Here is a 17,051-nt window from a genome sequence, read left to right on the forward strand (position 1 = left end):
TGAGACAGGTGGCCAGTAATCAAAACTATCAGTTCACATTAACAATTAAACATACGGACTATATTGTCAGGGATCACCGGGTGCATGGCACCCGGATTATACCCGGTGTCACATTTTTAGATATGATATACCGTATGGCGCTGAGCAAAGGTTTGCCTATTGAAGAACTCGAGTGTCAGAATATTTTGTATTTGGAACCTGTAGCAACATCGGATACCTTTGACAGAGAAATCCGCATCCGTTTTCAGGGATTGGAACAGGGATGGGAAATTCAGGCGAAGAGCAGAAAGGTAAAAGATGACCGCATTCTGGATGAAAGCTGGGATGAGAATATGACCTGCAGGCTCATGCAGAAATTCCCGGAAAGCATGAGTTCAATCAATATTGATGAAATTAAACATGCCTCCGCCCGTGAAGATGATATGGAGATATGTTATGACTATTTAAAAAAGGTTGATATAGAGCATTTTGAATTTATGAAGAGTCTGGGGAAGGTTTATGCGTCTGATCATTCTGTACTTGCAGAGTTAACGCTCAGCCAAATTGCCAATCAATATACCGGCTATTTTCAATTGCATCCCACTTTTCTTGATGCGTCTACCATCATATCGATCCTTTATCAGGCATGTCCCGAATATTTTACACAAGGATCTCCGGCAAGCCGGATGAAAACGTATATTCCCATTCATATTGAATCTTTCCGTATGACGAAGCGCCTGGAAGACAGGTGTTATGTGTACATAGAGAAGCAAGACCAAAATCATGATTCAGGGGATGTCATCCAAGTAAGTTACGGTTTGTACGATGCATACGGGGAGATGATCGCTTATTTTACGCGGCTGTCTGTGAAACATATTCGCTCAAAAGATTTAATTGAAAACCTGAAGCAGACTCGTTTGGAAACTGAAGCGGCTTCTCAGCCAAAAGACAGCCTGATCAGAAAAGATTCAATCATAAATCGAAGCGAAAGCATCGAGACACACCTTAAAGAATTAATATCCGGGGTTTCAAATATAGATCTGCGTGACATAAGGACAGACATTGGTTTTTATGAACAAGGCCTGGATTCAGCTTCTTTGCTTGCCATTGTCAAAGAACTTGAAAACAAAACAGGGGAACAGCTGTATCCTACACTCCTGTTTGAGCAGAAAACGATCCGGGAACTCGCCGCGTATATTAAAGAAAATCAAAAAATGTCCAGTTATTTCTTAACGCAAAATCAACCGGCTGAAAAGCCTGACATGAAAGAAAGTAAGAACGAAAATCTTTCCGCTCTTATAACAGAAGGAGACATTCAGCAGCTGATCGCAGACATCAAAGGGACTGCCCCTGAAACACTCTCTGTTGTAAAAGGTTTTTATGAACAAGGCCTCGATTCCGTAACACTTATGCAAGCCGTAAAAGCATTGGAGGAGAAAACAGGCAGGGAACTGTACCCTACTTTATTGTTTGAGTATCCGACGATTCAAAAACTTGCAAATTATTTTGCAGAGAGCGGCGAAAAGACTTTCGTTGACAAAGACCTCCCTCTTCATCATGGAGAGAATCATACGGCTCTGACATATTTAACGCCGTATTGGAGACAAAAGCCTGCCGCTTGGGACCCGCATTGCAGCAATAAAAAGAAAAGAACATGCCTGCTGTTTCAATATGACAGAGAGCTTTTTCATTTTATGCGGGAAAATGCTGAAAATGGGTTCGAAAATACACAGATCATTCTCGTTTTATCAGGGAATCGTTTCTCCTATCACGGAGACGGTGTTTATGAGATAGATCACAGGGAGGAAGCTCACTTTGACAGGCTTGCAGCTGATCTGAAAAAAAGGGGGCAAATGCCCGACACCGTGGTGTACGGGTGGCCGGAAGGATCATTTGCCGGCCCGGAAAAAATAAGTGAACAGCTTTCTAAAGGGGCTTACCCGCTATTCTTTTTCAGCCGGGCATTGATGCGCAGCAAGACGGAAAAAAAGGTTGTATCGCTTTTCCTTTATCCGGCGGATCATAAAAATGATCAGCCGCTTTACGCTTCAGTCCATGGCGCAGGGCAGTCTATTGTGCTTGAGAACCCGAAACTGGCCCTTAAGACAATCGGGATATCAGTATCAGACAAGTCATCGTTGCCGGAACTTACAGCTGAAATCATCAGAGTCGAATCTACGGAAGCGCATCCGGGAGAAACCGATCTTTATTATGAAGGAAATGTGCGCTGGGTCCGTGCCTTACGGGAAGCAGAACCGGCTCCAAACTCAGATTTCTCCTTTAAAGAAAACGGAGTATACATGATTACAGGAGGGGCCGGCGGCTTAGGCCTTATATTTGCAGAACATATCGCAGCCCAAACGAAAGCCAATATTATTTTAGCGGGCCGTTCTGAACTTACGGAAGACAAAAAGAACAAAATCAGCCGAATGAAAGCAGGCGGTTCTTCGGTTCAATATATAAGAGGTGATTTTTCAGATAGCCGTGATGCAGAGCGAATCATAAAAACCATTAAAAGGCAATTCGGAGAAATCAACGGTGTGCTACACAGTGCCGGTGTGACGCACGACGCTTTATTGATTCAAAAATCAAAAGATGAAATTCAGGAAGTAATCGCTCCGAAAATAAATGGGACGGTCTTATTGGACAGCTTGCTGCAAACCGAACCTTTGGACTTCTTTGTGATGTTTTCATCAAGCACCTCGATGTACGGGAATATCGGACAGACGGATTACGCATTGGCCAACCGGTTCATCGATCTTTTCGCTGAGTGGCGTGAAGGAATGAGGCGGAAAAAAGAACGCTCCGGCGTCTCAGTAGCCATCAGCTGGCCGCTATGGGAAGACGGCGGCATGAAAGTGGATAAACAAACTGAAAAATGGATGAAACAAAAAATTGGTATGGTTCCTCTTAGTAAAACCAATGGGATCAAAGCTTTTCAAGATTCACTCTCTCTGAACGCATCACAGCTGATCGTGTTTGAAGGTGACAAAGAAAAATTGGAATCTGCACTTCAAGATACCTTCATAGAGGATGAAAGCCGTGAGATCCAAATAAATGAAACAGCTGATACAAGGCATGAGGACATTGCCATTATCGGATTAAGCGGAAAGTATCCGATGGCTGAAGACTTACCTGAATTTTGGGAGAATTTAAAGAGCGGAAAAGATTGTATTACAGAAATCCCGCCTGACCGCTGGAATATGGATGATTTCTTCAGCGAAGACAGAGATATGAAAGGGAAGTCTTACAGCAAGTGGGGAGGTTTTATCAGCGGAGCCGATCAATTTGATCCGCTTTTCTTTCATATTTCCCCAAGGGAAGCAGAACTTATGGATCCCCAGGAAAGGCTCTTTTTAGAAACGGCCAAACATTGTTTTGAAGACTCAGGGTACCCGAGAAACATGCTGGAAAAGATGAAAGTCGGTGTATTTGTCGGTGCAATGTGGGGCCAATATCAACTATTTGAAGGAGAAGAAAATGGAGTGGCTTTCTCGCCGGCGTCCGTCTATTCTTCAATTGCCAATCGGGTGTCTTATTATTTTCATTTAAAAGGTCCGAGTTTGGCTCTGGATACAATGTGCTCTTCATCACTGACCTCTATTCATTACGCATGCCAAAGCATACATTGCGGAGAGAGCGATATGGCATTAGCCGGCGGAGTGAATTTGTCAATACATCCGAATAAATATAAGTTCCTCAGCATGGGACAGTTTCTATCAAGTGACGGCAGATGCCGGAGTTTTGGAAAAGACGGAAGCGGTTATGTTCCCGGTGAGGGAGTCGGGGCCGTATTGTTAAAACCATTGAAAAAAGCAATAGAAGATCAAGATCAAATATACGGTGTGATTAAGGGAAGCGCCGTTAACCATGGAGGAAAGACGAGTGGGTATTCCATACCGAATCCGGATGCGCAGGCGGAGGTCATTTCAGAAGCACTTCGTAAAGCTGACATTGATCCGAATACCGTCAATTATATTGAAGCGCATGGAACAGGGACGTCATTAGGCGATCCGATTGAAATTCAAGGACTGAAAGATTCCTATCAATTGAACCATCCTTGCGCCATCGGTTCGGTGAAATCAAATATCGGACATTTAGAATCTGCGGCAGGAATCGCTGCGGTAACGAAAGTGCTTCTCCAAATGAAGAATAAGCAGCTTGTTCCTTCTCTGCATTCCGATATTGTTAATCCGTTTATAGATTTTGATCAGGTTCCTTTTCAAGTGCAGCGGAAAGCGGCTGAATGGAATATTCCGCAAAACAGCAATGCTGTTCATCCTTTGAGAGCCGGGGTAAGCGCTTTTGGGGCAGGAGGAACAAACGCGCATCTTATATTGGAAGCGTATGAGCCGCCAAAAGCTTTTGATCATCAAAGCGGCCGAGTGATCTTTGTTTTATCGGCTCAAGACAAACAACGGCTGATAAAATATGCAAAGGTTATGGCTGATTTTCTATCAGAAAATGAATCGAAGGATAGCAATCATAAACTGCGTCTTCAGGATATTGCCTATACACTTCAGACGGGACGCGATCATATGGAAGAACGGCTGGCGATAGTGGCAGATTCCGGGCGGGTCATTGCTGAAGAGCTTTCAGCTTATATCAGGGGTGAAAAAAGCAACTTCAGTCATACCGGTAATACATTCGAATCAGAAGTTCACAATGAAATGCCTCACGTTTGTTCAGATTACGCCGAAGCAGCATCCAAATGGGTAAATGGAAGAAAGATAGATTGGGAGACTTTTGAGGTGAATCGGAATGCCCGCAGGATTTCTATTCCGGGACAACCGCTGATCAAACAGCGGTATTGGATAGCGGAAAAAGGGGAAGCACTTGTTTCAGCGGATGTGAGTAAGCCGAGTCACCCTTTCTTGGGGAGTAACACGTCCGATTTTAATCAGTTCAGTTTCACGAAAAAAATCAGCCGTAATCATCCGTTCGCACTAAGTCTGTCTGAAGGAAACGTGTCCTTTTTCCCTTATGCATCTTTGGCTGAAATGGCTATCGTCAATGCAGCGGCGGCATTTGGACAACCAGTTCAAACATTGACTGATTTATTGTGGACCGAAAGCATGAACGGAATGACTGATATACGGGAACTGATGATTACGCTGACGCCTGAGCGCGACTTTGCGCGGTTTGACATATATGCAAACACAAAAAATGAAAATAAAGTACGTCTTGCCAGGGGAAATGCGCATATTGTTAAGCCTGAAAGCGGTATGTTTCCTGAAGCGCTTGATATTGCTGAAGTCAAATCAAAAATGACTGAACATCCTGCTGAAGCGCCTTTTGTCATTGAATCAGCGAAAAACAGTGACGGAATGCTGTCGCTTCATTCATTGCCGGATGAGCTTTATGCAAAAAGAGAGAATTTTACGATCTCTCCTGAAGCGCTTGAGTCCGCGATTCAAGCCAGTGCGTTTTTTGTCAGCGGAGAAACCTTCCCGGAATTGATCGGAATGGGAGCGGCGGATGTCTATCACCCTCTCGCTCAAAATTTTTATGTCTATACTCAAAAAGAGAACCGGCAGAACAGCCGTGATGTAACGTGTCATATGACATTTACAGATGGAAACGGAAGCATTCTGGCAGAGTGCAGAGATGTGAGATTCAGATATGGTCATGAAAAAGACACTGTTCAGACGGACGACGAACTCATTCGTCTCCTGCGTCAATTGGAAACCAATGATATTGATCAGAAGGCTGTATTGAAACAATTAATGGGGGAAGAATGATGAACGGAAAACGTGAACAACTCAGCGATATTCTTGATCTGATTCAAACAGGACAAATGTCGGCTGACGAAGGCTATGCCCGTGTGACATCCATTCAGAATCAAAAATCACGGGCATCGAACCATCCGCTTTTATATTACAAGCCGGAATGGACTGAATCGTTCATTCCAAGTAAGAAGAGCGTACCCTTGACGGGATTGCTCCTGATTTTTGCAGAAAATGAACGGCAAATACAAGAATTGAGCGGTTTGTTTAAGGACTGTACTCTCTTGTTTGTTATCCGCGGAAAAGAATTTGCTGTTTTACATGATGATACGATTTGTATGAACCACGTGAAAAAAGACGATTATCTAAAGCTGTTCCGATACATTCATGATCATTTTCAGCTGCCCGAAAAGATTCTTCACTTGTGGTCTGATTCTCAGGCTGACATGAGGAAGGAAGGTATACAGAAACAATTGGAAAACGGATTGTTTTCTCTTCTGTATATTACACAGGCGCTGATTGAACTAAAATGGAAAAAGATAATAAAGCTGACGCATATTTTTCAAACAGAGAATAAAGAACAACTGCCGCTGCATCATGCTCTCGGCGGATTGGTGAAAACCGTTCACCAGGAACACCCCAATTTTCACTATCAGATTATCAATATTACGCAATCAGAGGGTGCGGGAGCCGCTCTTCCAGCAATAGCGGATATATATCAGAGAGAGTGTGACGAAAAACGGGATATCCATTTTGAAGTGCGCTATGAAAACGGCAGACGTTTTACGAAAAGCTATAATAAAGCCGGCTCATTCGATTTAACCCAGCCGCTGAAACATCATGGGAATTATCTGATTACAGGAGGCCTGGGCGGTCTCGGTTATATTCTGGCAAAACATCTGTCGGAAAAATGGAAAGCGAATCTCATATTGACAGGGCGCTCTGATTTAACTGAAGAGCAGGAGAAAAAGATCGAATATTTAAGAAGTTCAGGTTCAACAGTTGAATATATCCGATCTGATGTTTCAAAACAAAGTGATGCTGAACGGATGTTTGCTTTTGCAAAAGAGCAGTTCGGCACCTTACATGGAGTATTTCACAGTGCCGGCGTACTCCGTGACTCTTTTATCTTAAGAAAGACAAAAGAAGAAATTGATCAAGTCACAGGTTCGAAAGTTTATGGCACGCTGTGGCTGGCGGAAGAAATCAAAAAAATGAAAGTTGAATTACTTGTCTTGTTTTCATCCACATCGGCAGTCTTCGGCTCAGCCGGCCAATGTGACTATGCTTTCGCCAATGCCTGTTTGGATCAGTATGCAGCAGTTATGACCGCAAAAGAGTCTGCCGAAAGGATAGTGTCAGTCAATTGGCCGCTATGGACTTCCGGCGGGATGAATATTGACGATGAAGGAATATCCTACATGAAACAGGAACTCGGTCTTGACCCGTTAGATGACGGTGACGGAATACAGGCTCTGGAGAACAGCTTGTGTCAATCATCTGAACAGCTGATTGCCCTGAAAGGCCGAAAAGAAAAGATTGAGGATGTGCTGAAGCGTGCCGGCACAATCAGCTTACATTCAGACCAGCAGGAAGATGCCGATTTGCAAAACGATGAATTAAGACAAAATATCATCAGTTATCTGAAAAATATAATGTCAGAGGAATTGAAATTACCGGTCTCACTCATAGATGAAAAACAATACCTGGAGAAATACGGCATTGATTCAGTAATGATCATGCGTCTGACCAAAAAGCTGGAGCAAAGTATCGGCAGATTGTCGAAAACATTATTTTTTGAATATCATTCAATATCTCAGTTAGCTGAATATTTCCTGAGTCATCACAGCGAACGAATGATGAAACTGCTGAAACCGGCCGGCACATCTGAACTTGTCTCATATCAAAAAAAGCAAAAAAGAAAACCAGTGGAAACAAAAGCGCTGGTACGCTCTGAAGGAGAAGGTTCAAAAGAGCACATTGCGGCCGATCCCCTTTCTGCTGATATAGCCATTATCGGTGTCAGCGGCAGATACCCGGGTGCGGAAAACATCAGGGAGTTCCAGAATGTGCTGATGAATGGACGGGATTGCGTAAGCGAAATTCCTGATGATCGGAAAGAAATGCTGGAGGGAAGCTGCTATAAGTGGGGAGGTTTTCTGAAAAATCCAGACCGGTTTGATCCTTTATTTTTCCGGATATCACCGAAAGAAGCGGCTTTTCTTGATCCTCAGGAACGTCTCTTTTTAGAGACAGTGTACAATACCATAGAGGATGCGGGTTATAAACCTTCAGATCTGACCCGCAAAAAGGTCGGAGTATTTGCAGGCGTCACATATGGAAGCTATCAATTTTTCGGCGTTGAAGAATCACTTAAAGGAAATGAACTGGCCGTCGGGTCTCCATTTTCTGCAATAGCAAACAGAATATCATATTTCTTTAACTTTAAGGGGCCGAGTATGGCGGTTGATACAATGTGTTCATCCTCTCTTAACGCCATTCACTTAGCCTGTGAAAGTATACGAAGAGGAGAAAGCACACTTGCTGTTGCGGGCGGGGTCAATCTTACGCTTCATCCCAATAAATATACATTATTAAATCAAAGCCGCTTCTTTGCAAGTGATGGCCGATGCCGTACATTCGGCGAGGGCGGTGACGGTTATGTACCGGGAGAAGGAGTGGGATCCGTACTTTTAAAGCCGGCGGCGGAAGCGGTAAGGGACGGAGATCATATTTATGCGCTGATTAAAGCGACAGCGGTCAATCACGGAGGGAGAACAAACGGTTTTACGGTTCCTAATCCAAATGGTCAGTCTGAACTGATACAGGACGCGCTTCAGAAAGCTTGTATTGATCCTCGTACAATTAGTTATATTGAAGCTCACGGAACGGGAACTTCTCTTGGAGACCCGATTGAGATCACCGGGTTAACAAAAGCGTTTCGGGAATTTACGGAGCACACTCAATATTGTTCCATCGGTTCTGTCAAATCAAATATCGGCCATCTTGAGGCCGCAGCGGGAATTGCCGGTTTGACAAAGGTTCTTTTGCAAATGAAACTGAAAAAACTGTTTCCTTCCATACATGCGGAGACGTTGAATCCAAATATCGATTTTAAAGCATCTCCCTTTTATGTACAGCGGTCATTGCAAGATTGGAAGAAACCGAAACTGCAGGAAAACGGAAAAACAGTAACTGTTCCGAGAAGAGCGGGGATCAGCTCATTCGGAGCGGGAGGAACGAACGTTCATATCATTATAGAAGAATATGAAGAAACAAACGTCTCAACAGAACATGTTGAGAACGAACCGCATATTGTCCTGTTATCTGCCAAAGACAATGAACGTCTTCTTGAGTATGCCGAAAACATGAGAGATTTTATCCAACGTTCACTAAGTCCTGAAGTAAAGGATAAGCAGCCTGATATGAAAGAAAAGGTGTATGAAGTACTCAAACCGTTAGTTTCGGAATTGCTTCATATCCATCCGGAAGAAATTAATATTGCTGATCACCTGAGTGAATTTGGCGTAGGGCCTTTGGAATTAAGCCGGATGGCGGATTTTATTAACGAAATGTTTCATATTGAACTCACGATGTATGAATTAACTGATTGCCCCTCCATTCAAGCGGTTACTGAATACTTATTGAAGGAATATGCCGGAGCGATAAGAAACCTGTTCCCGAATGAAGTGATGGAAGGCAGCCAATCGGAAAGCGTCGTTTTACGGGATCTGGCATACACTACACAATCGGGCAGAGAAGCGATGGAGGCCAGAGCGGCGATTACCGGTACGTCTCTTAAAGAAATCAAAGATAAATTATTTGAGTTTTGCCACGGTGACAAGCAAGTTCCAGGCGTATATGTTCATCAGCAATCAGCAGATGCATTTGCTGAAAAAATGAAGGCGTTAACGGAAGGCAGAGCAGGTGAATTGTTTGTAAAGACTATTATTGAGAACGGTGAAGCGGAAAAGCTGGCTCAATTATGGGTTTGGGGGGCGGATATCGACTGGAAATCCGTTCATCAACATTTACAGCAGCCGGGTAAACGGATCTCAATTCCGACTTATCCGTTTGCAAAAGAACGTTATTGGGTTCCGTCCAGGACTGAGAAGACAGAGATCCCTCAGCATTCTTTTCAACATCACTTGCAAAAAAAATGGAGGGAGAATCCGTTTGTAAATCCATCCGAAACAAAAGAGTACGGACTGACAGTAGCATTTGTAAATCAAGACACAGAATCAATTGCCCGCACCATTTGTTCGGATATAGATCAGGAGAATCTGATTGTCATCAAACATCACTCTTCATTTATAAAACACTCTGATCAAATGTTTGAGTGTTCTTTATTAGATGAAAACCACGCATACGCCGTTATCCGTGAGATCTTCTCGGGCGGTGAGCGGCAGGTCGAAAATATATTTGATTTCTCAGATATCGGAAACCAGAGTGACAATCAGAACGGCATCCCATATGGTAAATTCTTATTTATACAAGAAATAATTAAGCGGAGTAAAAAGGAAACACCATTATCCATTTTACAAATCACCAATGGCTTGCAGGTATTTAAAGCGGAAAAACCAAAGCTGACAGGGGCAGAATCAGCGGCTTTTCTGAAAGCCCTTTCTGCGGAATACGGCTTTGTTCATGTGAAAACAATAGATATAGACAGCATGAAAGAAACGCATGAGCTGAAACAAATCTTTGAGAATGAAAGGGCGCAATGTACCGGAGAGAATGAAGTATGCTACCGCAGCGGCGTCAGATATGTTCCGTATTTTGAAGAAGAAAGAATCCATACCGGCGGGCCTGTTTCATTTCCTGCGGATAAAGCCATCGTGATTACCGGCGGGACAGGGGGCATTGGCAGAGCAATAGCTGAAGATTTGGTGAAACGGGGAGTGAAAAAACTCGTGCTGACGGGTACGCGTCCATTACCTTTGCGAAGTGAATGGGATCATTTGCTGAAAGAGGGCAGACAGGACGAAAAGACAGTCAGCAATATAAAACTGTTTCAAAGTTTTGAAGAGAAAGGTGTCAACTATATGTATTACAGCGGTTCTCTCACAAATGAAGAGAAGCTGCGTTCATTCTTTCACCAAGTAAGCCTTGAATTTAAAGATATAAGCGGTGTCATACACTGTGCCGGACTGCACAGCGGCGGAAATCCAGCCTTTATTCATAAAAGAATGAGTGAATTTAAGACGGTGTACGGGCCGAAAGTCACTGGACTTCAGAATTTGGAGCGGATTTTTAATAATAGGCCGCTGGATTTCTTTATTCTATTTTCATCAATTGCAGCACAGTCACCCAAACTGTCGAAAGGAATGACTGATTACGCGTCTGCAAACGCATATATGGACTATTTCGCGGCTTATCATTTTCAAAAGGGGAGAACGTATTTCACGTCCATCAATTGGCCGAGCTGGAAAGAAGTCGGAATGGGTACTGTGACGAGTCCTTTATATGATGAATTGGGACTGGACTCTCTATCCACACGGGAAGGACTGGCGATTTTGTATCATGCACTGGAGAGAAAATCGGCCAATATCATTCCTATCGTGAAAAAAGGAACAGTGTTTCATGCAGACAGTCTCCTGAACATCAATAAAACCGGCGGAGCTTCGGTTCCAGTCCGAAGACAGGAGACTCCCGACACTTTTGATCATTCAGAAGGGCTTGTCAGTGAACTTTCTGCCGTATTTGCCGAGGAATTGAGCATTCCCCTTGAAAAGCTTAACCCAAATACGGATTTTCAGGAATACGGTGTGGATTCTATACTACTTGTCAGCATTATACATCGAATAGAAGCAATGATTCAGAAAAAAATTGACCCTACTGTGCTTCTTGAACACAACACGATTCATGGTCTTGCGGAATATATCGGTAAGACGGCGCCGCCGTTGAAGAAACAAATCGAACAGACTGATTCTCAAAGCAGCAATCAGCAAGATATGCAAGATATGCAAGATATGCAGTCTGTGACGAGCCGAAATACAGAACCGCAGACGGCTTCCTCTGCAAAGATAGCTGTTATCGGAATCGGATGTAAGTTCCCTGGAGCGGCTGATAAAGAGGAATTTTGGGACAATCTGAGAAAAGGGAAGAATCATATTAAAGAAGTACCTGATTCCCGGTGGAATATAGAAGAAAATTACTCTCCGGTGCAGCAAAAGGGAAAAAGCATCAGCAAATGGGGAGGATTTATCAATGGAATCGGCAGCTTCGATCCGGAGTATTTCCGCATGGAAGAGGAGAAAGCCATCCAAACGGACCCGCTGATAAGACATTTCTTAGAAACGAGTGTACAGACTGTACGGGATGCCGGTTATGAAGAAACGGAATTATCGGGAAAAAAAGTCGGCGTATTTGTCGGTTCCAGAATGGGCGGCTACGGTCACAAACTGCCGAAAGAAAGCAGCAGCCACATCGTCGGGCTTAGTCAAAACTTTATTGCTTCACATGTGTCGCATTTCTTTAATTTTCACGGTCCAAGCATGGTTTCTGATACCGCTTGTTCTTCTTCATTAGTCAGCATTCATTTAGCCTGCCAAAGCATAAAAAACGGTGATTCAGAGATGGCGCTGGCAGGAGGGGCGGATCTGCTTTTGGATGAAATTCCTTACCTGATGTTAACAGAAGGAGGAGCTCTTTCGCCGGACGGTCAGTGTTTTACTTTTGATGAAAGGGCAAACGGTTTTGTACCCGGAGAGGGTTTTGGCGCTGTTCTGTTAAAACCGCTGGAGAAAGCGAAAGCTGACGGAGATCGGATATACGGTATCATTGAAGCATCAGCTATTAATAACGACGGTGCGACAATGGGAATTACGACCCCGAATCCTAAGCTTCAAGAGCAGGTTATTCAAGATGCATTTGAAAAAGCCGATATCACTCCCGGATCAGTCAGCTACGTCGAAACTCACGGCACAGGCACGATGATTGGAGATCCGATTGAGCTTCAGGCTCTGACAAAAGTATTCCGAAGAGACACAAACAAAACGCAATTTTGCGGAGTAGGAAGTGTAAAAACCAATATCGGACACTTATTAAGCGCTGCCGGAGCGGCAAGTTTCATTAAAGTGATTTTATCAATATGGCATAAGGAAATTCCGCCTACATTGAATTGTGAAACGCCAAATCCCCGCTTTGAATTTGAAAAGTCGCCTTTTTATCCGAATACAGAGCTGAGAAGCTGGAAGGATGGAAAACGGAGGGCGGGCATCAGCGCTTTCGGTTTTGGCGGAACAAACGCCCACCTTTTGGTAAGCGGCCTGGATGATTCATATCATTCCGTCAGAACTCCGCTGCCGCCTGCCGAGTTTGTCAGAAAAGAGTACTGGCCGGATTCAAATCGGAAAAAACAAATCAAACAGAATAAAAAACGGCTTCTTGAAATTATTGATGAAACAGAGTAGCACCTGCTCTGTTTCTTTACTTTGTAAAAGAAGAAAGGTTGTCGAGTTGCATGAGGTTCAGCGTATTAGTCAAACATGACGATTATATTGTTTCAGACCATGTCCTTCATCAAGTGCGTACGATACCCGGCGTAACGTATCTGGATTTAATAACACGATTTTTAGCTGAGAAAGGGATATCACCCCGAAGTTTTGAAATCAAACATGTTTTATTCCGTGAACCTGTTGCGACGTCAGTCCATTTTGATAAAAAAGTCACCTTTCAGTTTACGGAACAAGAAAACGGCTGGCTTATTGAAACAACAAGCAGGAAATGGGTCGCTGAAAAGGCGGAAGGTGAAGCGTCAGTCAACTTGCAGGCGGAAATCATAAGAAAAAATGCGATAAACGAAAAGACAATTTCAATCGAAGAATTAAAGAAAGGGGCCGTCCGGATTTCGGATGCTGAAGCCGCCTATCGTAATTTGCGCAGGGGCGGCCTGATTCATAAAGATTTTATGAAATTGGAAGGTACGGTATATGAAGGTGAAAATTATATTCTGGGAGAGGTCAGTTTAAGCGGACTTTCAAAAGAATATACAGATGACTTTTACATGCATCCCGCATTTTTGGATGGGTCTCTCAGCTTGTTGGGAATCCTTACATCAGACTTGCCGGATGAAGGAACAAATGCGTTTATCCCTATATATATTGAGACATTCAGGGCACTGCATAAAACAACTGGGTCTTGTTTTGTGTATATTAATAAAACCAGTATAACGCAGCCGCCTTCTAAAGACATTTTATATGCGGACATAGAAGTATACAGGCCTGATGGAGTGCTTGCTTTTTATTATGAGCGATTCGGTGTGAAAAGAGTCAGAAATGAAAAATCAATACAAAGGCTGGAGCATTCCCAAAAAGCTAAAGAAGTCGGCAGCGTAGCGAACAATAAAGAAATGATCAGAAATAATTTGATCCAAGAGATAGCCGGCATGATTGAAAAACCTGCTGAAACAGTGAAGAATGATATTTCCTTTTACGAGATGGGCTTGGATTCTAAACAATTATTAGACTTATCCAAAAAATTAGAACTGATGTTAGGTTCAAAGCTGTACCCGACTTTATTATTTGATTACTCCACAATCGGTGAATTGACGGAATTTCTGCAGGAGAAATACGGAGCCGACATGACAGACTCTATCTCTGATACAGTTCAGCACCAAGACAGTCATAAAACATTAACAGATGAGCTGTCATCCATTATTGGAGAGGTTACAAACACACCGCCAAATAAAGCGGACAAACACCAATCTTTTTACGAACTGGGTCTTGACTCAAAACAGCTGCTGCATATATCGAAAATTCTCGAGGAAAGATTGGATACACAATTGTATCCGACATTGCTTTTTGATTATAACAATATTCATGATTTAGCGGCTTATTTAGAAGAAAAATATGATGTGCGTAATACGCCGGCCGCAGCTTTTAAAGAAAAAACGCAAACGAAAGAGCCGTCTGAAAAGCCGGTGCTTGATTCCTTGTATTTACAAAAAGAATGGATAGAATCGCCATTAAAGTCCGGAGAAGTACCTAAGGAAAATACACTGATTTTCGATTTCGACAGTTCATTGAGTGATGAAATCCGAAAGTACATCGGCAGTGAAAATGTTATTTATGCGGAAGCCGCCGCTGAATATGAAATGGTAAATGAAAAGCATTATAAATTTAATCCGGAGCAGTCTGCTCATTACTCCAGACTGTTAGAAGATATGAAAAAGTCCGGAGCGTTTCCGGCGTCAATCATTCATTACCTGTCAAAAAAAGCTTATACTGAGGCAGCGTTAGATTTGACTCACAGCTTTTATTCAATCCTTTATTTAAGCAAAGCGTTGATCCGTCAAAAAACAAAAGAAAACATCAACATTTTGTACGTGCATGACAAGGGTCAATATACAAATCCGGTTTACGCCGCGATTGGAGGCTTTTTTAAAACGCTGAATGCGGAGCAGCCGAATATAAAGTGTAAAACGGTTGAGATTTCTTCAAGACAAACCATTGAAAAAGCACCTTTGCTTCTCAATGAATTAAGTGCCGGACATCATCAGGCTGTGAAATATGACGGCGATCAAAAAAGGCGGGTGACAGCATACAAAGACGCTTCGCTGCAACCAGGGCAAAAGGCCGCAAAGTTTGTAAAAAACGGAGTGTATCTCATCATCGGAGGATTAAGCGGCATCGGCTGGATTATTTCAGCGTTTCTTTATGCAAATCACGGAGCCAGCGTTATCATTGCCGGGCGATCGAAAATGACAGCAGACATGGAAGAAAAATTAGACAGCATCCGCTATGACGGGGCAAGCATTTCTTATATCCAGGCTGACATGTCAGATAAGCAGCAGGTCATCAAGTTAGCGGAAAAAATTCATGCTGATTATTCCGAAATCAACGGGGTCATTTACAGTGCAGGCGTGTTAAAAGACTCTCTCATTATGAATAAAACAGACGCGGAAGCTCAAGCGGTGCTGCAATCAAAGGTCAATGGTGTGATTCATTTGGATGAAGCGCTCAGAGATATGCCTTTAGACTTTTTTGTTTTGTTTTCTTCCATCTCCTCAGAAATCGGAAGTCTGGGTCAAGCCGATTACGCCTACGCCAATCGTTTTCTGGAGCATTTTGCCGAGTGGAGGGAATGTATGAGAAAGGCGGGGGGAAGATCAGGAAAAACCATCGCTGTAAATTGGCCTTTCTGGAAAGACGGAGGCATGTCAGTTGATCCCGGCATTCAAGACATTATGAAAACGGAGTACGGACTTCACCCATTAGAAAATACTGCCGGAATCAAAGCTTTTGAACACTCGCTTCTCGGCCAAGGCCACCAGCTGATCGTGTTATACGGAGAAAAAGAAAAAATACAAAACGATTTCAAGCCGTTATCCGTCCGTTCAGCACCGCCTCTGGTAAGAGATTCAGCGATTGCAGCCGATTTTGATGCTTCGTCAGTCGTTACGGGAGAAGCTGAAAGTCCTTTCCGGATACTCGGCACAGCTTCCAATCATCATCTCGACGATTATTTGCACTATTGGAGCAGACTGAAGAAAGGAGCCCTTCAGCACAATCAAAGCGATGCCGCAAAAAAACTCATCGCTTTTTACCAGACAGAAGAAACGGAAACCGTTCATTTTCTGGCAAACACAGAAAATGCCCGGCATATGGAAATATTGATGAGCGGTAAGGGTGAAACAATTTTACTGATTTGCGGTTTTGCTACCACTGCTTACATGTGGAAAGAACAAATGAAGGAGTGGGCAGATCAATTTAATGTAATTGTCATACACACACCGGGTTACGGGCTGAGTGAGGGGAGCGCCGATTTTACACTGAGCGGGCTGGCTCAGACTTTTATCGAAGTGCTGAACGAGATAGGAGTTGCTTGGCCGATCCACATTGCGGCAGCTTCTTGGGGAGGCATGATAGGGCAGAGGATAGCCTATGAATACCCTGAAAAAGTAAAAACGCTCATTCTTTCCGGAAGTTACACCGCATACGAAGAAGACCCTGAAAGCAGTGTCGAGGAAAAACTGAAAAATGATTTTATAGCTATAGGAAAATCACATGAATATGAAAGTTTACACAGTAATCAATTCTTAAATGCTTCTATTGAACGTTTTATGAAGATACATCAACAAGAAGGCTATTCTACAATCGGCTTTTTAAAAGACATTCATACAAGAACGCTTATCCTTACGGGTGAGAAGGAAAGCGTAGTTGATCAGAAAGAAACAAAAAGGCTGCAGAACCTGCTGAGCAATGCAGAATTAAAGAAAATTAAGGGAGCGGGGCATCTTCCGAACATCACACATCCGGAAGAATTTAATAAAGCGGTGTCAGAATTCATCAAGAAATCAGTAAGTAAGGGATGAAAACGATACATACAGTACAGGGGGAGAAA

General features: G+C 43.2%; 3 protein-coding genes. All 3 read left to right on the top strand.

Annotated features, from left to right (window positions below; genetic code table 11):
• The first annotated feature begins 8 nt into the window (after positions 1-8).
• The 3 genes from AC3WTF_RS12580 to AC3WTF_RS12590 are packed head-to-tail and all read left to right on the top strand — an operon-like array spanning position 9 to position 17,022.
• The gene (locus AC3WTF_RS12580; RefSeq protein ID WP_047935679.1) at positions 9-5,720 is read left to right on the top strand and encodes a type I polyketide synthase; all 5,712 of its coding nucleotides are present in this window, start codon (positions 9-11) and stop codon (positions 5,718-5,720) included.
• Positions 5,720-13,120 carry an SDR family NAD(P)-dependent oxidoreductase gene (locus AC3WTF_RS12585; protein ID WP_492314268.1) on the top strand — a complete coding sequence of 2,467 codons (7,401 nt, stop codon included), beginning with the start codon at positions 5,720-5,722 and terminating at the stop codon, positions 13,118-13,120. Before AC3WTF_RS12580 ends, AC3WTF_RS12585 begins: the two co-directional genes overlap by 1 nt.
• Positions 13,121-13,170: 50 nt before the next feature.
• Positions 13,171-17,022 (top strand): alpha/beta fold hydrolase, encoded by a 3,852-nt coding sequence (locus AC3WTF_RS12590; protein ID WP_129003686.1) that lies wholly within the window; start codon positions 13,171-13,173, stop codon positions 17,020-17,022.
• Positions 17,023-17,051: the final 29 nt, after the last annotated feature.

It is taken from the genome of Bacillus sp. EB106-06-01-XG163 (assembly GCF_058791615.1).